The 18,101-nt window shown below is 69.5% G+C and carries 14 protein-coding genes and 2 pseudogenes; 8 read left to right on the top strand and 8 right to left on the bottom strand.

Annotated elements, in window-relative coordinates:
- Positions 1-65 precede the first annotated feature (65 nt).
- The gene (acs, locus tag NE2_RS00635; RefSeq protein WP_084493660.1) at positions 66-1,994 is read right to left on the bottom strand and encodes an acetate--CoA ligase; all 1,929 of its coding nucleotides are present in this window, start codon (positions 1,992-1,994) and stop codon (positions 66-68) included.
- A gap of 80 nt (positions 1,995-2,074) precedes the next feature.
- Between acs and NE2_RS00630 the strand changes: the two genes are divergently transcribed.
- Positions 2,075-3,301 carry a helix-turn-helix domain-containing protein gene (locus NE2_RS00630; protein WP_063022880.1) on the top strand — a complete coding sequence of 409 codons (1,227 nt, stop codon included), beginning with the start codon at positions 2,075-2,077 and terminating at the stop codon, positions 3,299-3,301.
- 8 nt (positions 3,302-3,309) lie between these two features.
- Here the strand turns inward: NE2_RS00630 and NE2_RS00625 are convergent, their stop codons facing one another.
- Positions 3,310-4,149, bottom strand: coding sequence for an SDR family NAD(P)-dependent oxidoreductase (locus tag NE2_RS00625; protein WP_063022878.1), 840 nt, complete (start codon positions 4,147-4,149; stop codon positions 3,310-3,312).
- A 170-nt stretch (positions 4,150-4,319) separates the two neighbouring features.
- On the opposite strand from NE2_RS00625, the gene NE2_RS00620 reads away from it, so the two are divergent.
- Positions 4,320-5,180 carry a helix-turn-helix transcriptional regulator gene (locus NE2_RS00620; protein WP_063022876.1) on the top strand — a complete coding sequence of 287 codons (861 nt, stop codon included), beginning with the start codon at positions 4,320-4,322 and terminating at the stop codon, positions 5,178-5,180.
- A 39-nt stretch (positions 5,181-5,219) separates the two neighbouring features.
- On the opposite strand, the gene NE2_RS36830 is transcribed toward NE2_RS00620, so the two are convergent.
- Together NE2_RS36830 and NE2_RS36825 are read right to left on the bottom strand one after the other, a co-directional pair.
- Entirely contained in the window at positions 5,220-6,140 is a 921-nt protein-coding gene (locus tag NE2_RS36830) for an MSCRAMM family protein (protein WP_267888170.1), read from the bottom strand.
- A gap of 18 nt (positions 6,141-6,158) precedes the next feature.
- Positions 6,159-7,565: pseudogene (locus tag NE2_RS36825) on the bottom strand (MFS transporter); the annotation flags it as partial.
- A gap of 240 nt (positions 7,566-7,805) precedes the next feature.
- Between NE2_RS36825 and NE2_RS00610 the strand changes: the two are divergent.
- Positions 7,806-8,021, top strand: a complete 216-nt coding sequence (locus NE2_RS00610; protein ID WP_146165205.1) for a hypothetical protein — start codon at positions 7,806-7,808, stop codon at positions 8,019-8,021.
- Positions 8,018-9,394, top strand: a complete 1,377-nt coding sequence (locus NE2_RS00605) for a lipase family protein (RefSeq protein WP_233429598.1) — start codon at positions 8,018-8,020, stop codon at positions 9,392-9,394. The genes NE2_RS00610 and NE2_RS00605 overlap by 4 nt, the downstream gene beginning before the upstream one ends.
- Positions 9,395-9,422: 28 nt before the next feature.
- On the opposite strand, the gene NE2_RS00600 is transcribed toward NE2_RS00605, so the two are convergent.
- Complete coding sequence (locus NE2_RS00600; protein WP_063022870.1) at positions 9,423-10,751, bottom strand: LLM class flavin-dependent oxidoreductase; 1,329 nt, start codon at positions 10,749-10,751, stop codon at positions 9,423-9,425.
- 243 nt (positions 10,752-10,994) lie between these two features.
- Here NE2_RS00600 and NE2_RS00595 point away from each other — a divergent pair, with 243 nt between their 5' ends.
- The 3 genes and pseudogenes from NE2_RS00595 (at position 10,995) to NE2_RS00585 (ending at position 14,398) form a co-directional block, all read left to right on the top strand.
- Complete coding sequence (locus NE2_RS00595) at positions 10,995-12,590, top strand: FAD-dependent oxidoreductase (RefSeq protein WP_063022868.1); 1,596 nt, start codon at positions 10,995-10,997, stop codon at positions 12,588-12,590.
- On the top strand, positions 12,590-12,928 hold the full coding sequence (locus tag NE2_RS00590) for a 4Fe-4S dicluster domain-containing protein (RefSeq protein WP_063023289.1): 339 nt from the start codon (positions 12,590-12,592) through the stop codon (positions 12,926-12,928). Before NE2_RS00595 ends, NE2_RS00590 begins: the two co-directional genes overlap by 1 nt.
- Positions 12,929-13,085: 157 nt before the next feature.
- Positions 13,086-14,398, top strand: a pseudogene (locus NE2_RS00585) (NtaA/DmoA family FMN-dependent monooxygenase).
- Positions 14,399-14,406: 8 nt separating this feature from the next.
- On the opposite strand, the gene NE2_RS00580 reads toward NE2_RS00585, so the two are convergent.
- Together NE2_RS00580 and NE2_RS00575 are read right to left on the bottom strand one after the other, a co-directional pair.
- The gene (locus NE2_RS00580) at positions 14,407-15,354 is read right to left on the bottom strand and encodes a quinone oxidoreductase family protein (protein WP_063022866.1); all 948 of its coding nucleotides are present in this window, start codon (positions 15,352-15,354) and stop codon (positions 14,407-14,409) included.
- Between the two features lie 90 nt (positions 15,355-15,444).
- Entirely contained in the window at positions 15,445-16,299 is an 855-nt protein-coding gene (locus NE2_RS00575; protein WP_146165206.1) for a class I SAM-dependent methyltransferase, read from the bottom strand.
- A 100-nt stretch (positions 16,300-16,399) separates the two neighbouring features.
- Here NE2_RS00575 and NE2_RS00570 point away from each other — a divergent pair, with 100 nt between their 5' ends.
- Positions 16,400-17,200, top strand: coding sequence for a nuclear transport factor 2 family protein (locus NE2_RS00570; RefSeq protein ID WP_063022864.1), 801 nt, complete (start codon positions 16,400-16,402; stop codon positions 17,198-17,200).
- 133 nt (positions 17,201-17,333) lie between these two features.
- Here NE2_RS00570 and NE2_RS00565 read toward each other — a convergent pair whose 3' ends face one another.
- Positions 17,334-17,783: a hypothetical protein gene (locus tag NE2_RS00565; protein ID WP_146165207.1), complete on the bottom strand. Its 450-nt coding sequence runs from the start codon at positions 17,781-17,783 to the stop codon at positions 17,334-17,336.
- Positions 17,784-18,101: the final 318 nt, after the last annotated feature.

Here is an 18,101-nt window from a genome sequence, read left to right as displayed (position 1 = left end):
GTGTCCCCGCGACGAGCGACCCCGCCGCGCCGGATCTGTGCGGCGGGGTCGCGTCGGCGCGCACGTCAGTTCGCCGGGCTGAACTGCCGCGAAATCTGCTCCACCACAGTGGGATCGGCCAGGGTGGTGGTCTCACCGATATCGCGTCCGTCGGCGATGTCACGCAGGATGCGGCGCATGATCTTGCCCGAGCGCGTCTTCGGAAGTTCGGGCACGAGCAGAATGTGGCGGGGCGCGGCGATCGGGCCGATCTCGGTGGCGACGTGGGCGCGCAGTTCCTCGGTGGCGGTATCGCCGCTGCCGTCACGAGTGACGACGAACGCGACGATGCGCTGCCCGGTCACCGCGTCGGCGGCCCCGACGACGGCCGCCTCGGCCACCGCGGGATGCGATACCAGCGCCGATTCGATTTCGGCGGTCGAGAGCCGATGGCCGGAGACGTTCATGACGTCGTCGGTGCGGCCGAGGATCCAGATGTCGCCGTCGGTGTCGTAGCGGGCGCCGTCGCCGGCGAAGTAGTAGCCCTGGTCGGCGAAGCGTTCCCAGTAGGTGGTGCGGAAGCGTTCCTCGTCACCCCACACGCCGCGCACCATGCCGGGCCACGGCTGATCGAGCACCAGATACCCCGATTCGCCCGGCGCGACCTCGGTGCCCCCGTCGTCGACCACCTTCGCCGAGATGCCCGGCAAGGGTTGTTGTGCCGCACCGGGTTTGGGCCGGCGGGTGCCGGGCAGCGGCGCGATCATCGCCGCGCCGGTCTCGGTCTGCCACCAGGTGTCGACGATCGGAGCCCGTCCCGCGCCGATGTGTTCGCGGTACCAGGCCCACGCCTCGGGATTGATCGGTTCGCCCACGCTGCCCAGCACCCGCAGGCTCGACAGGTTGTAGCGGGCGGGAATGTCGTTGCCCCACTTCATGAATGTGCGGATCAGCGTCGGCGCGGTGTAGTAGATGGTCACCCGGTAGCGCTGCACGATCTCCCAGTGCCGTCCCTCGTGCGGGGTGTTCGGCGTGCCCTCGTAGACCACCTGGGTGGCCCGGTTGGCCAGCGGCCCGTACACCAGATAGGTATGCCCGGTGATCCAGCCGATATCGGCGGTGCACCAGTACACGTCGCGGCCCGGATCGTGGTCGAAGACCAGGCGATGGGTGTAGGCGGCCTGGGTCAGGTAGCCGCCGGAGGTGTGCAGGATGCCCTTCGGTTTCCCGGTGGTGCCCGAGGTGTAGAGGATGAACAGCGGATGTTCGGCGTCGAACGCGGTGTACTCATGCCGATCCGGGACTCCGGCCAGCAGCTCGTCCCACCAGATGTCGCGGCCCTCGGTCCAGGGCACATCGGCGAGGTCGCCGCCGACGCGGCGGACGACGACCACCTTCTCCACGGTGGCCGCGCCGGCCAATGCCTCGTCGACCCGTTCCTTCATGGGTACGGCCGCGCCGCGCCGGTACTGACCGTCGGCGGTGACGACCACGCGTGCTCCGGCGTCGTCGACCCGGGCGCGCAGGGCGGCGGGGGAGAATCCGGCGAAGACGACGCTGTGCACCAGACCCAGCCGGGCGCAGGCCAGCATCGTCACGATGGCCTCCGGAATCATCGGCAGCTGGATCGCGACGCGGTCGCCGGCCCGCAAACCCGAGCGCGCCAAGCCATTCGCCGCGCGGTGGACGGCGCGTTGCAGGTCGGCGTAGGTGAGGTCGCGGGTGTCGCCGGGTTCACCGACCCAGTGGATGGCGACCTGGTCGCCGTAACCGGCGTCGACGTGGCGGTCCACGCAGTTGTAGGCGACGTTGAGCCGGCCGCCCGCGAACCAGCGGGCGAGATGGGGTGCGGGGCGTTCCAGCACGGTGTGCCAGTGGGTGTCCCAGTGCAGGCGCTCGGCCTGCCGCGCCCAGAAACCGTCGCGATCGGCGACGGCCAGTCCGTACAGTTCCGCGCCGGAATACTCGTTCCGGTGCGGCGAGAGATCCGGATTCCCGGTGGTCAAGTCGTCCATGGCGGCAGTGTGGTGCGACGGGGTTGGCAACAGGTTGACGCGACCGCACGGGCGGTGGCGGAAAGGCGGAGAAGAAGACGATGAACGACAGCAGCACCCTGGTTCGGCGACGAGCCGCGCTCGAATCCGAGTGGGCGCGCTGGGTTCGCGGCGAAGCGGACGCGGCGTCGGCGTCGAAGACGATGTGTGACAGCACCGTACGTGCCGAGGTGAGTCGATCGTGGCGGCGCTCGCTGGGATCGGTCGACCCGGGTCGCGACAGCGCACCCGGCAGTGACACCGATATCGCGGCGCGCTGGCTCGACTCGCCGCTGTATCGGCCGGTCACCGAAGCGGCCGAGCAACTGCGCGACATCGCCGAGGACGCGGGCTTCGTCGCCGCCGTCACCGACGACGCCGGAACGATTCTGTGGTCGTGCGGCGGACCGGTGATGCGCCGGCGCGCCGAGCGCGTGAACTTCGCACCCGGCGGTCGCTGGGACGAGACGCATATGGGCACCAACGCGCTGTCGCTGGCTCTACGCACCGGGCGGCCCCACCGCGTGTTCTCCGCCGAGCATCTGGTGGCCGCGCTGCACGGCTGGGTCTGCTACTGCGCACCCGTGCACGGCGCCGACGGCCGCCGGCTCGGTTCCCTGGATCTGTCCTCGACCTGGGATCGCACCCATCCGCTGGCGATGGCGACCGTGCAATCGCTGGTGACCGCGATCGAGAATCGTCTGCGCACCCTCGCCCTACCCGCGACCGGCCTGCGGCTGAGCTGTCTCGGCGCCGCGCGCGCCACCCGGGACGGCACTCCGATTCGCCTGCGCCCCAGGCAGATCGAGATCCTCACCCTGCTCGCCCTCGAACCCGGCGGCTTCACCCCGGAACGCCTGCACTACGCGATCTACGGTGACCGCCCGGTGGTGTCGAGCACCCTCAAGGCCGACGTCTCACATCTGCGCCGCGCCACCGACGCGGTCATCGCCAACCGCGTCTACCGGCTGACCGCGCCGATCCGCTGCGACGCGGCCGATCTGCTCACCGCACTGGACGCCGGAGATACCGATGCGGCGCTGCGGCTGTATCGCGGTCCGCTGCTTCCGGGTTCGGAGACACCCGGCATCGTGGAATGGCGGGAACATCTCGACGTGGCGGTCCGCACGGCGGTCCTGGCCGGTGGCGATGCCGGCCATGCGCTGGCGTTGGGCGAATGCATGCCGGCCGATATCGAAATCCATGAGCGCGCACTGGAATTGCTACCCATCGGCGACGGCCGCCGAGCCGTTGCCGCGGCCCGGCTGCACACCGCGCTGCGCAGCTAGGGATCCGACTATCGGGTATCGGTGCTGAGCGCCAGCTCCGCGCCTGCTTCGATGTCCGCGCGCAGCGCCTCCACCTTCGATGTCGCGTAGGTGCGGGCATCGGAGCCGAGCAGTTGCCGCAGCGGTCCGTCGCCGCGGTCGACGAGCGCGAGGATCGCGGCTGCGCCGCGCACCGGATCACCGAGCTGGGTGCCCTGCATCGCGAGGTGATCGCCGGTCATCCGCCGGATGGACTCGTAGCCGTCGGTGGTGGCAGCGGGCAGGGCCAGCGAATCGGTGGTGAGGAAGTCGGTACGGAAGTAGCCCGGCTCCACCAGAGTGACCCGGACGCCGTGCTCGGCGACCTCGCCCGCCAGTGCTTCGGTCAGCCCCTCCAGCGCGAATTTGCCGGCCGAGTAGAGGCCCCAGCCCGGCACCGTGGTGATGCCCAGCACCGAGGAGATGTTCACGATGTGTCCACGACCGCGGGTGCGCAGGTGCGGCAGCAGTGCCCGCAGCACGTTCCAGACGCCGAAGACCTGGATGTCGAACATGCGGCGGGCGTCGGCGTCGGACACCTCCTCGACTGCGGAGAGGTAGCCGTAGCCGGCGTTGTTCACCACGACCTCGACACTGCCGAAGCGGTCCAGCGCGTGCCGCACGGCGGCGCTGACCTGGCTCTCGTCGGCGAGGTCGACGGTGAGCGGGAGCAGTCGGGCGATGTCGATGCCGTCGAGTGCGGCGAGCAGCCGGTCGGCCGAGCGGCTGGTGGCGGCGACGTTCTCGCCGCGGGCGAGCAATTGCTTCACCAGTTCCAGGCCCAGGCCGCGGGAGGCGCCGGTCACGAACCAGGTTGCGGGTGCGGTCATCGTTGCGTTCCTTCGGGTTTCGCGGACCTCCCTCCGAGGTCCGGTGATCCCAGTCTGGTCGCCGTATCCGCTGGTCGAGGCGGTATAACCGGCCCGCTCCGGCCTGGGACTGCGGAACGTAGGACGCGGCGACCCAGGCAGGGCGGGCGGGTTCCGGCGACACTGGACGTATGAGCGAGCCCAATCGGGAGCTGGCCGACTTCCTGCGCCGCGCCCGCGCCCAGATCGATCCCGCCCGCGCCGGGCTCCCCGCCGACAACCGCGTGCGCCGGGTTCCCGGCCTGCGCCGCGAGGAGGTCGCGCGGCTCGCGGGCGTGTCCGCCGACTACTACACCCGGCTCGAACAGGGCCGTCGAATCACACCGTCGGTCGGCGTGGTGGACGCCATCGCCCGCGCGCTCGACCTGGACGCCGCGGGGCGCGAATACCTCGGGCAGCTGATCGGCCGTCCGAGCGGTATCGCCCGGCGCAGCGTGCCGGTGCAGCGCGTTCGCCCCGGCCTGTACCAGCTGCTCGACTCCCTCGACGCGGTGCCCGCTCTCGTCCTCGGCCGCCGCGCCGACGTGCTGGCGAGCAACTGGATGGCGCACGCCCTGTTCACCGACTTCGCCGCCCTGCCCGCCAGGGAGCGCAACTACGTGCGCTGGATGTTTCTGGGCAGCGAGCCGCGCGAGCTGTTCCTCGACTGGGAAACGCAGGCCCGTGCGGCGGTCGAGAGCCTGCGCCTCGATGTCGGCAACAACCCCGAGGATCGCGCCGGGCTCGCCCTGGTCGAGGAGCTGAGCGCCGCCGCCGGTGAATTTCGGCAGTGGTGGGCCGAGCACCGGGTGCTGCAGCGGACGCACGGGTCCAAGCGGCTGCGTCACCCGGTGGCGGGCGAGCTCACGGTGGAGTACGAAACCCTCACTCTTCCTGGCGATTCCGACCAGACGCTGTACCTGTACACGACCGAGCCGGGCAGCCCGTCGCAGCAGGCGCTGCGCATGCTGGCCAGTTGGTCGGTGCCCGGTGGAACCGCGACTCTTCGCTGACGCGCGCCCGAGGCCGTTCGACAGATCGGGAGACGGAACCTAGTTGCCCGAATACCGGCTTGCCAGCTGGTCGGCGGATCCGTGTTCGCTCGAATTACCGTGCCCTAGTTCCACGTTCAGCTCCTCGGCGTCGGCGCCGACCACCACCGGAGTGTGCACGGGTGCGTAACCGCTCGCCACCACCGTGTAGGTGCCTTCGTGCAGGTCGGCGAAGGTGTAGGCGCCGTCGGGGCCGGTGACCATGGTGTCGACCACGGTGCCGTCCCAGTCGGTGAGGGTGACCAGGGCGTCGGGCAGGGGGCGGCCGTCGCGTCCGCGCACCACGCCGTGCAGGCGGGCGCAGGGGCGCAGCGTCACGTCGAGCCGCGGCTCGCTGCCACCGGCTCGCACCGGGAGGGCGGCCGGGTGAAAGCCGTTGGCGCTCACCGCGATCGTGAAATCGCCTTCGGGCAGTTCCGCGAGGCCGAACGCGCCGTCGTCGGCGGTGGCCGCGGAGGCGAGTACCTCACCGCGCGCGTCGAGGGCCGACACCCGGGCGCCCGGAATGGCGGTGCCGTCGTCATCGCGCGAGACGGTGCCGGTCAGTCCGGCCATCGCGGTGAGCACCACATCGCACGGCACCGGATGGTGCGCGAGCTGCACGGTGGAGGCGTCCGGGCGGCGGCCGTCGATCGAGGCGATCAATACATAGGAGCCGGGTTCGGGGGCGGTGAGTTCGAAGTAGCCCGCGGCATCCGTCAGCGACCGGCCGATCTGGCGGCCGGACATGGAGATCAGGGTCAGGACCGCATTCGGCAGCGCCACACCGCGGGAGTCGTGGACGCGACCGTAGGCGACCGGTCCGGACACCGCGGGTTCGCGCAGGGTCTGCCCGATGTCGTTGCGCTGCACCGCCTTCGCGCCGAGCGCGGACGCGGGCTCGTCGTGCGCGGCCGGGTGCGAGCTGTGCTCGGCATCCATATCCACAGCGGCGGTGGCGGCGATCGCGGCCGTCCGGTGCCCCGGAATGAACGTCGCCACCAGTGCGCCGGCCACGGCCACACCGCATCCGATCAGCAGTGAGACCCGGAATCCGTTTTCGCCGGCCACGGCATGCCCGCCGAGCGAGATCGTCATCTGCGCCAGGACCGCGCCGACCACGGCCGCCGCGACCGAGGTGCCGATCGCGCGCACCAGCGTGTTGAAGCTGTTGGCGGCGGCCGTTTCCGACTGCGGCACCGCGGCCATCACCAGGGCCGGCATGGCGCCGTAGGCGAATCCCACGCCGGTGTTGATGATCAGCGTCACGATCAGCAGGCCCCAGGTGCTGCCCATCAACGCCATCGAGGACCCGTATCCGGCGGCGATGATGACGCAGCCGACGATCAGGGTGATTTTGGGCCCGCTGCGGGCGGAGAGTTTGGCGCCGATGGGGGAGACCAGCATCATCATGAGTCCGGCCGGTGCCATCCACAGGCCCATGGCCATCATCGATTGCCCGAGGCCGTATCCGGTGGCCTTGGGCAGCTGCAGCAGCTGCGGCACCACCAGCGACTGGGCGTACATCGCCATGCCGACGACCATCGAGGAGGCATTGGTCAGCAGCACCTGCGGTCGCGCGGTGACCCGGAGGTCGACGAGCGGGTTGCGCGCGGCCAGCTCCCACCAGCCCCACAGCAGCAGGACGACGACGGCGGCGACGAACAAGCCGATGGTCAGGCCGCTGCCCCAGCCCCAGCTCGACCCCTTGGACACCGCGAGCAGCAAACACACCAGGCCAATGCCGAGGCCGAGGGCGCCGAGCACGTCGAACCGTTCGGTCGTGGCGGAACTCGGTGGGGTGGCGGGGATCAGGGTGAAGATCAGGACGCCGATCACCGCCGCGAGCGTGGCCATCGTCCAGAACAGCACTCGCCAGTCGGAGTACTGGATGACCGCGGCCGCCATCGGCAGACCCAATGCGCCGCCGATACCGAGCGAGGAGCTGATGAGCGCGATACCCGATCCGAGGCGCTCGCGCGGCAGCAGATCGCGCAGCGCGGCGATGCCGACGGGCACGATGCCGGCGCTCATACCCTGCAGGCCGCGCCCGACGATCATCGGCCACAGCGACGAGGACACCGCGCAGATCACCGACCCGATCAGCAGCGGCACGGTCGAGCCCAGCAGCACCAGGCGTTTGCCGTAGAGGTCGCCCAGCCGTCCCGACACCGGTGTGGTGACCGCGGAGGCCAGCAGGCTGACGGTGACCGCCCAGGTCGCATTGGCCGGGCTGGTGTGCAGGATCTGCGGCAGCTGGCCGAGTAACGGCACGACCACCGTCTGCGTCAGCGAGACGACGATGCCGGCGAATGCCAGCACCGCCAGTATCGCGCCGGAACGCCCGGCGGTTTGTGCTTTCTCCACGCCCTACTCCTCGAATGTCACGAGCCGAAGTTTGCATCATACATATGAGGTGCATCATGCACATTTGATGAAACGCGACCTTTTCGCTCGTCGAATCGTTGTGCCGGGCACCGGTATCGGCGGCCCGGTTTCGTGAGTTCTCAACGACCGTGTCCGGAGGCGCGCTGCGCGGTCGCGGCCGACCGTATGGTGTGCGTGGGTCGGGGCGGTCGTTCACAAAGGGGCACAGTGATTTTCGGCGTGAGGCGGAGACCTTCCCGGCGGATTGTCCAGGCGGTCGTACTCGCCGCCGGCATCGCCGTGGCCGATGCGGTCGGTGGCACGTCGGTGAGTTGCGCGCAGGGGCAGTCAGCTGGGGATATCGTGGTGCCCGGCGGGTATCTCGAACCCGATCTCGGCTCCAGTCACTACCGCCCCGGAACGGGGCTGGTCGATCTGTTGTGGAGGTTGCTGTGAAACGAGCCCGGACGCTGCTGCTCGTGGTGCTCGCGGCATGTGCCCTGCTGGTGTCGATGACGGTTCGCCTGCCGCCGAGTCGCGCGGACGACGGCCCAGCGCCCACGGACTCGACCGAATGGCAGCAGTGGATCGATCGTTCGATTCCGGCGCCGAACCTCCCGCCCGCGCCGTCGCCGCCCAATGCCCAACTGCGGCCCGAACTCGCCGCGCTGTGGCGGGCGGTGTTGTCGCCGCCGGCCGGCGATCCGCTGTTCGATCAGTGGCCGGCCGGACTCGACGCCATGCGTCCCGGCGATCCGATCGAGGTGCGCGATGTGACGGCCACGGCCGCGCCGCTGGCGGTGGTGCCGATCGCCCGCGCGCTGCAGCTGAAATTCCGCTCCACCGGCGCGACCGGTGCGCCCTCGTTCGGCACGGCGACCCTGCTGATTCCCGCCGCGAACTGGACCGGTCCCGGACAGCGACCGCTGCTGGTGAATGCCATCCCGATCAATTCGCTCGGCCTGCGCTGCACCCCCGGGTATGCCCTGGCGCACGGCTTGCATCCCAAATTCAGTGCGGGTGATCTCTTCCCGCCGACCACGTGGTGGGCCCTCGCGCACGGCTACGGAGTGCTCGTTCCCGACCACGAGGGTCCGTGGATGGCCTATGCCGAACCGCATGTCGCGGGGCACGTGATCCTCGACGCGATGCGCGCGGTGCGGACGGTCGAACCGAAGACGCTGGGGGACAGCAAGTTCGCGATCGGCGGTTACTCCGGCGGCGCGATCGCGGCCTATGCGGCGGATATGCTGCTCGGCGAGTACGCACCCGAGTTGGCGGGGTCGATCGTCGGAGTGTCGGTCGGCGGCCTGGCGACCGACTACAGCGAGGTGGCCCGTCACTTCAACGGCAATATCGCGTCGGGCATTCTGATGGTCGTCGCGCTGGCCTTCGCTCGTGAGCATCCGGAACTGCTGGATCAGCTGAACCATCTGGGGGAGTGGCTGGCCACCTCCCCGGTGAAGGACACCTGCGGCGACAGCAACGGACCGCTCGGCGTGACCGGTGTGCCGATCGAGCTGGCGACCGACACCGCCCATCCGCTCGACACCGACGCGGCCCGCGCCCTGTTCGCCGCCACCGACCTGCGCGACCGGAAATCCGCTGCGCCGCTGTACATCTACCACGGCATACTCGACATCTGGATTCCCGAGGTCGAGTCGACCGATCTGTTCCGCGCGCAGTGCGCTCGTGGCGTGCCCGCCGTATTCCGCAACGTGCTGGGCGAGCATTCCATCACCCTGATGGCCGGATTCCCGGGTGCGATCGACTGGCTCGACCAGCGACTGCGCGGCGTGCCCGCGCCGAACGAATGCCCGGCACGCTGAAAAACGAAGCAGCGCAACGATTCCTGCGTCAGTTCGCCGCGGGCGATCCGGGGCGCGGCAGCCCGAAGTGGTCGCGCAGCGTGGTGCCGGTGTATTCGGTGCGGAACAGCCCGCGGCTACGCAGAATCGGCACCACCGTGCCGGTGAACACCTCGAGTCCGCCCGGATAGTAGGGCGGCATGACGTTGAATCCGTCGGCGGCGCCGTGGCGGAACCAGTCCTCGATGGTGTCGGCGACCTGTTCGGGCGTGCCCGCGAAGACGCGGTGCCCGCGTGCGCCCGCGAGTCGGTGCAACAGTCCGCGCAGTGTGGGCCGATCGCGGGTGACGATGCCCGCGATCACCTGCCGGCGGCTGGCCGCGTTGTCGGTGACATCGCCCGCGTCGGCGAACAATTCGGCGGGCACCGGTTCGTCGAGAGCCAGATTCCGCAGTGATTGCCCGGCCAGGCTTTCCAACTGTCCGAGGCCGTATTCGGGCACGGTCAGCTCGTTGAATTCGCGTTGCAGCTGTTTCGCCTGCGCCTCGGTATCGGCGATGAACGGGCTGATACCCGGCAGGATCTTCACATGCTCGGGGTCGCGGCCGAACTCGCGGGCCCGGCGTTTGATGTCGGCGTAGAACGTCTGGGCGTCCTCGAGCCGCTGGTGGGCGGTGAAAATGGCCTCGGCGTGGCGGGCCGCGAAGGCTCGTCCGTCGTTGGAGGCGCCGGCCTGCACCAGCACCGGATGGCCCTGCGGGGTGCGCGCGGCGTTGAAGGGTCCGCGCACGCGCAGATAGTCGCCGCGGAAATCGATGCGATGGATCTTGTCGGGATCGGCGTAGATGCCGGCGGCACGGTCGAGCAGCACCGCGTCGTCGTCCCAGCTGTTCCACAATCCGACGACCGCGTCGACGAATTCGCGTGCCCGCGCATAACGTTCGGTGTGATCGGGATGGCGGTCCAGGCCGAAATTGGCGGCGGCGAGATCGGTTCCGGTGGTGACGATATTCCATCCGGCGCGCCCGCCCGAGATGTGATCGAGCGAGGAGAACAGCCGCGCCAGGTTGTAGGGCTCGTAATACGTCGTCGACGCGGTCGCGATCAGGCCCAGGTGGGTGGTGGCCGAGGCGATCGCGGTGAGCAGCGTGATCGGTTCCAGGCCGGGCGCGGCGTTGTAGCGCACGTCGGTGCGCAGCGCGGGCCCGTCGGCGAAGAACACCGCATCCAGCGTGGCGGCCTCGGCCGTGCGGCCGATCTCCTGGTAGTAGGTCACGTCGTAGATGCGATCGGGCCGGCTGTCGGGATGCCGCCACGCGGCCTCGTGATGGCCCGCGGGATAGATGAAGGCGTTCAGATGCAGTTGCCGTTCACTCATACGAGCACACCCGTCCGGTAGTCGCGATAATCCCGGTCTCCGGACCGGGCGACGGCAGTCAACCAAACGGCTGCGGTCGCGTAAACGGTTTGCGCGACGCGTGATTCGAACTCGGCCGACGTCCGCGGCCGCTCCACAGAATCCTGCTGATCGTAAGGATTCTCCGTGGCCGGGGCACCGGCGAGGATTTCTGCCGGGCATGTGTCGGTAACGGTTTCGGCCCCGTTTCGAAGGAGTACGACGATGAGCGAGGCATGGCAGATCGATGCCGATGTGCTGGTGATCGGCGGGGGACCGGCCGCCTGCTGGGCCGCGATCCACGCCCGTGAGGCGGGGGCCGAGGTGGTGCTGGTCGACAAAGGGTACTGCGGCACCAGCGGTGCGACCGCACCCGCGGGGACCGGTGTCTGGTACGTGGCGCCGGATCCGGCGGCCCGGGCGGCGGCCAAGGCCGGTCGCGAGGAATTGGGCGGCTTCCTCGCCGACCACCACTGGATGGACCGCGTGCTCGATCAGACCTACGCGAATATGCATCGGTTGGGCGAGGAAGGCCGGTACCCGTTCCCGGTCGACCCGCACACCGGCAACCCGATTCGCACCGGTGTACAGGGCCCGGAATACATGCGCCGCATGCGGGCCTGGGTGCGGCGGCTGGGCGTGCGGATCGTCGACCACGCCCCGGCCCTGGAACTACTGGTCGACCGGGACGGCACGGTCCGCGGCGCGGCGGGTTACCTGCTGCGCGAGCATCGGGACTACCGCGTGCACGCCGGCGCGGTGGTCCTGGCCACCGGCGGCTGCGCCTTCCTCTCGCGCGCGCTGGGCACCAATGTCGACACCGGTGACGGCGCGCTGATGGCCGCGGAGGTGGGCGCACGCTTCTCCGGGATGGAGTTCTCCAACGCGTACGGCATCGCCGCGAAGGGCGCGACCGTCACCAAGACCGCCTATTACCGATACGCCACCTTCTTCCACGAGGACGGCAGCATTCTGGAAGGCGCCGGATCGGTCCGGGGACGGTCGGTCATCGCGCGAACTCTGCTGCAGGAGAGGGTATTCGCGCAACTGGATCGGGCGGACCGAACCACTCGGGAGCAGATGCGGCGCGGACAGCCGAACTTCTTCCTCCAATTCGACCGCCGCGGGATCGACCCGTTCACCCAGCGCTTCGAGGTGGATCTGCTGGCCGAGGGAACGGTACGGGGGACCGGCGGGATCGAGGTGGTCAGCGACGAGTGCGCGACCTCGGTCAGCGGGCTGTATGCCGCGGGCGACGCGGCCACCCGCGAACGCATCTGTGGCGGATTCACCGGCGGCGGCAGCCACAATGCGGCATGGGCGATGTCGTCGGGCAGCTGGGCCGGACGGGGTGCGGCGCGATTCGCACAGCGAGGTGGCCGCCCGGAAGGTCTGACCCGCGCAGGACGAACCGGGTTGCGGCCCACGGGATCCGGGCGTATCGGTGCGGACGAGGTGCTCGCCGCGGCACGCGCCGAACTGCTGCCGGTCGAGAAGAACTATCTGCGCCACGGCGATCGAGTCCGTCCGGCACTGGCCGCCCTGGACGCCGTGTGGGCGGAGGCGGCCGCGGGGCTGCGGGCGACCGGCGCCGAGCGGGTGCGGGCGCGCCAGGCCGCCGCGATCACCGCGGTCGGGCGGCTCATGTACCGATCGGCATTGGCGCGCACGGAATCTCGCGGCATGAGCAAGCGGGCCGACCATCCGGGGCTGGATCCCGCACAGCACCACCACATCCTCAGCGGCGGCCTCGACGAGGTGTGGACGGTGGCGGCGGCGTTGCGGTCGGCCGACGTCTCCGCGGTCGCGGCGGTGGCCTGATGATCGAACTGGTTCACGCCCCGGCCTGCATCGCCTGCGACAAATGCGTCGACGTCTGCCCGACCAACGTCTTCGATCGAGGTGGCGACGGAATCCCCGTCATCGCACGGCAATCGGACTGCCAGACGTGCTTCATGTGTGAGGCGTACTGCCCGACCGACGCACTGTACGTGGACCCGCAGTCCACGCCGCTGCCGTCGCAACACGAGCTGCCGCGGGAGCACATCGGCGCGTACCGGCGCGAGATCGGCTGGGGGAAGGGGCGCCGGCCGGGCAGTCTCACGGCGGTGGGCCCGGAACTTCCGCCCGGCCCGGCGCCGCGCCCCTCGGCAACGTGACCCGGTCTGCAATGGCCCACGTTGCTCGCCGGGTGTGAACGGCTCTTGCGCGGAGTCATGAAACAACTTGGCTCGCAACGTAATTCCCGATCGGTCCGAAATGATCCGGCTGAATGCAACCGGTGGCGACGAGAACGGCTATCGATACCGTCGGGGGATGGGTAGCAGTGCGCGACGCCGGCCGCTGAAGATCGTGACCGGGGTCAGTGGTTCACCGACAATCTACGATGCCGCGATCGATCCGCGGCGCTCGACGCTCGACGAGGCGCTGGGTGTCGCGAAACTCGCCGAGGAACACCGTTTCGACGCCCTGTTCGCCGCGGATCTGCTGAGTTTCGGCGCGCAGGGCGCCATCGGGGCGCAGGAACCGCTGATCTTCCTCTCCGCGCTGAGCGCGGTCACCCGGCATGTGGGCCTGATCGCCACGGTCACCACGACGTTCCACCACCCCTACAACCTCGCGCGACTGTTCGGGACGCTCGACCACATCAGCAACGGGCGTGCCGCGTGGAATGCGGTGACCTCGTCTCTGGGGGAGGAGAACTACGGCGCCGCAGACCTGCCGAGCCCCGAGGAACGTTACGCCCGCGCGAGCGAAGTCCTCGAAGTCACGAACGCGCTGTTCGACAGCTGGCAGCCAGGCGCGCTCACGCCGAACGGGAACGGCGGCGCGGTCCTGGATGCCGCGCGGTACGTCCGATCGACTACGCCGGACGCTATTTCACCGTTCGCGGTCCCTTGAACATTCCGCCGCTGCCGCAGCGGCGACCGGTGCAGTTCCAGGCCGGGCAGTCCGAGGGCGGCGTGGAACTGGGCGCCCGGTTCGCCGAAGTGGTGTTCACCTCACTGGCGACGCTCGACGACGCGCTCACCTACACGAAGAAGATTCGCACGCGCGCAGCGGAATTGGGCCGCGCCGACGGACTACCGTACGTTTTCAGCTCTCTGCACGCCACCTACGGCGCCACCGAGGAGGAGGCGCGGCGGCTGGTTCGGGAGCGGGCCGAGGCCACCGATTTCGAGGCGGGCCGCCATGCGCTGGCCGATATGCTCGGCGGCGCGATCGACCTGTCCGAACTGCCGCTGGACCGGCCGATCCCGGACTCGCTGCTGCCCGATGTGCACGCGGTGAAGCGGCGCCGCGGCCGCGTGGAGATCTTCACCGGCCTGGCTCGATCCGGAAAAACGCTGCGCGAGTTGATCATCGCCGCCAAGGACACCGGCCACTGGGCAGCCGCCGGCACGCCCGGCCAACTCGCCGACGCGATTCAGGAACGCTACGACGCCGGCGTTCTGGACGTGATCGGCCTCGGCGGGCTCGACGACCCGCGCAACCGCGACTTCCTGCTCGCGGGCCTGCTCCCCGAACTTCGCCGCCGCGGCATCGTCAGCTCGGACTACGTGGGCGAGACCTTCCGCGACAACCTCGAGCTGCCGCCCCTGCCGCCCCTGCCGCCCCGGAAGGGATAACGCGCCCTTCAGAATTCGAGGACGATGCGACCCCGGACGCCGCCCGCTTCGAGGAGTTCGTGAGCCTGCTCGGCTTGTTCGGCGGGAAAGGTCCGGGCCACCCGCAGGGTCAGCGCGCCCTCGGAGGCGAGGCGGCTCAATTCGCTGAGCGCATGGGGTTCGTCCAGGTGATCGCCGACCATCACGAGGTGGACCGAGATACCGCGCTCCGGTGTGGCGCCGCCTCCCAGGGCCGCGGGCCGCAGAATGACGAACGCGCCGCCGTCGCGTACCGCCGGGAGCACCGCATCGCCTTGCAGCGCGGTGTCGATCAGCGCGTCGACGCCGTTGGGAGCGTGCGCCCGGATGCGCGAGGCGAGGTCGTCGCCGCGCGGCAGGACGACGTCGGCGCCGAAGTCGCGGACCACCTGCTCATCGGCCGGTTTCGCATCGGCGATCACGGTGTAGCCACGCGTTTTCGCCAGCTGGATCACATATCCGCCGACCGCGCCCGCGGCCCCCGTCACCGCGATCGTGCGACCCGCTCGCGGGTCGAGCGCGTCCAAGGCGAACCAGGCGGTGAGACCGTTCATCGGAAGCGTTGCGGCGGAGACGAAGTCGCTTCCCTCGGGCAGGCGCGCCACCTGCGTCGCGGGTACCACGATCTTTTCGGCATAGGCGCCGCCACCGGCGAGCACCGGCAATGTGATCGCGACGACCCGGTCGCCACTGTGCCAGCCGGTCTCGGGGTCGGCCTCGTCGACGATTCCCGCGGCGTCCCATCCCGGAACATACGGCGGCGTCACCTCGCGGTAGCGATCGTGGGCCATGCCGGACCGGGTCACGGTGTCGGAGGGATTCACGGCCGCGGCGGCCACCCGGATTCGCACCTCACCCGCGCCGGCATGCGGTTCGGGCACCTCGACCGGTCGCAGTACCTCCGGACCACCCGGCTCCTCGAATCCGATCGCCAGCATCGCACCTCCCGAGTTCGCAGTCGTGTTTCTCTCGGGGCAACCGTCGTCTGCCGGTGATTGTTCCGGGGACGGCGGTGCGTGAGCTCGGGGTCAGGTTCGCGCGCGAATGAGATGCGGGCCCGGCAGTGCCGGTCCGGTGCCGGGGAGGTCGGCGTAGGACCGAACCAGTGCGATCCCCGGGTGATCCTCGATGTCGGTGAATCCGGCCGACTCCAGTTCGCTCCGCATCTGCTCTTCGGTGAAGAAGCTGATCCACGGTTCCCCCACGGCCGCAACGCGTTTCCCGCGTGCCTGCTGCCCCTCGTCGGGCGGGTAGGAGTAGTCGAACACCACGACCGCACCGTCGCCCTGGCCGGCGATATAGCGCAACGTCTCGGCGATGGCCGCGTGTTCGAGGTAGACCACCACGCCGAGCCAGACGTACACCGCGCTGCGGGCGCGATCCAGTCCGGCCTGTGCCAGCGCGTCGGCGAGGTTGTCGCGGTGGAAGTCCACCGGAGCGAACGTCATCGAGTCCGGCACCTCGATTCCCGCTTCCACCAGGCGATTTCGCTTCCACGCCTGGGTGTCGGGATGGTCGACTTCGAAGAACCGCACATCCGGATGGGTATTGCGGTAGGCGGCGGTATCCATCCCGGCACCGAGCACGACCACCTGGCGGGTCCCGTCGGCGACGGCCTCCGCGACGGTGTCGTCGGCGAAGCGACTGCGCGTGGCCAGGAACAGCCGGCGCCGCCGAGCCAGTTCGGGATCCACGCCCTTGTCGAACGGATTGTTGCGAGCCGCGTCCTCGCCCACGAGCCGCACCGCCAGTGGATCGGTGAAGATCCTCGGTTCGTCGGCGAGTTGGTGGTAGGCCCGTGCCTGCGCGGTGGCCATCGCGGTTGTGCTGGGTTGCCCGACCTGCATACCGGTCACCGTACGCCCGGGCCGGGACGTGATCATCGCGAGATCCGTCACGCGCACTTGCCGGTGGTTCGCTGGTTACTCCGTGCAAAACTGGAACAGGTTATAGATTGGAGGGAGTCGAGAGTCTGGAGGAACGATGTCCGCGAATGCGTCGGCGGCGGAGCTGCTCGCCACGGTGGAACGATCCCCGCAGGCGGTCGCGGTGCACGATCGCGCGGCCTGGGTGGATCTGTTCGCACCCGACGGCCGGGTCGAGGATCCGGTCGGCTCGCGCCCGCACACCGGCCGCGCGGCGATCGAACGGTTCTACGACACCTTCATCGGTCCCAACGATATCGTCTTCCACGTCGACCACGACGTCGTGCGCGGTGCCACGGTCTTTCGCGACCTCGCCCTCGCGACCACCATGTCCACCGGTGTGACCCTGCACGTGCCGATGCACCTGCGCTACGACCTGACCGAGGTCGGCGGCGAATGGAAGATCGCCCGCCTCTACGCCCACTGGGAGCTGCCGGTCATGGTCGGCCAACTCCTCGCCGCCGGCGGTCGCGGGCTCGGCGCGGCCGCGAAACTCGCCCCGCAGCTGCTCGGAAACCAAGGCGTCGGTGGTGCATTGGGTTTCACCCGCGGCTTCGTCCGCGTCGGCGCGGCGGGAAGGCGGGCCGCCACCGGGTTGCTGGAAGCGGCCGGTCGCGGCGATGTCGCCGGTGTGCGCGCGGTACTCAGCCCGCGCGCGGTGGTGGAATGGCCGACCGGTTCCGACGTCGGGCACGCCGAATTCGTGAAGCGGGTACGCGGGCTCGAGGTCGGCAAGACGATCGCGGCGGGCCGGTTCGTGACCGTCAGTGTGCGCACCCCGGCCGAACGGGGTATCGCGGAGCTGGACGTCGACGGCCGGCAGGTGGTCGCGTTGCGCGGCTTCGTCGCCGAGGCCTGAACCGGTTCGCTGAGGTCGCATGCGCCGGCGAGCCGTTCGGGTGCTCGCGAGCGGGGGAGGCCGCTCGATCGCCGGGTAGGGTGACTCGCCTTCCGAGCCGGGGTGGAGCGGAACGTCGCGTCCGGGCATCGCGTCAATTCATCGAGAAACCTTCGGTGGAAAAGGTGAAGCCCTTTCGGGAGGCATCGTCTGCGCACGACACACCGGAGTCTCGGGCCGTACAGGTGAAGCCATCGGCCGACAGGGATGTGTTGTAGGGCAGGACTTTTGCTTCCTGCGGCGCCAGCCGGAACACCGCTTGGCGCAGTACCGCGAAGCGTGGTTCGCTGCCCCGCTCGATCAGAATCGTGTCGGGCGGGACCTGCTTGTGCGAGTAGTGACTCTCCACCGTCGGAGCACCTTTCACCCCGATCCCCGCTCCCGTGTTCGTCGCAGGCTGACATCCGGCCATGTGCGGGTCACCGCCGACGATGATCGCACAATGCCACCGCCCGGTCGGAGTGGTGAAGTAGTAACCGTTGATCCCGCCGGAGTTGGCGAAGTACGCGCGAGCATCGGCAGGCGGTGTACCGGGCACTGCCATGTCGGGCAACGCAACAGATGTGGCTGCCGCGGCCGTCCCGACACTCCGGACATCGGATACCGCCTCGCCGTCGCCGACCGTCTCGCCGGCCGACCCACCGCACCCGACAACGCCCATCGTCAGCAAGCAGATCGACATCGTGACGAACGGTGGAAGAAGTGCACGCCTGTTCATCGCACGCTTTCCGAAACCCTCACGGTCTCATCAGGTTCGAGTGGTCGGCCGACTTGCCGCAGAACGGCTACCGATTATCGCCGGGCTGGTCGGCGTCCACAATAAGCCGTTCGACCGACAGCCACGCAGCTCTTCATGCGGTTC

The organism is Nocardia elegans NBRC 108235 (genome assembly GCF_001612845.1).
GTDB lineage: Bacteria > Actinomycetota > Actinomycetes > Mycobacteriales > Mycobacteriaceae > Nocardia > Nocardia nova.
The sequence above is the reverse complement of the archived record's forward strand: the minus strand, read 5'-3'. Positions and strand labels throughout refer to the sequence as shown.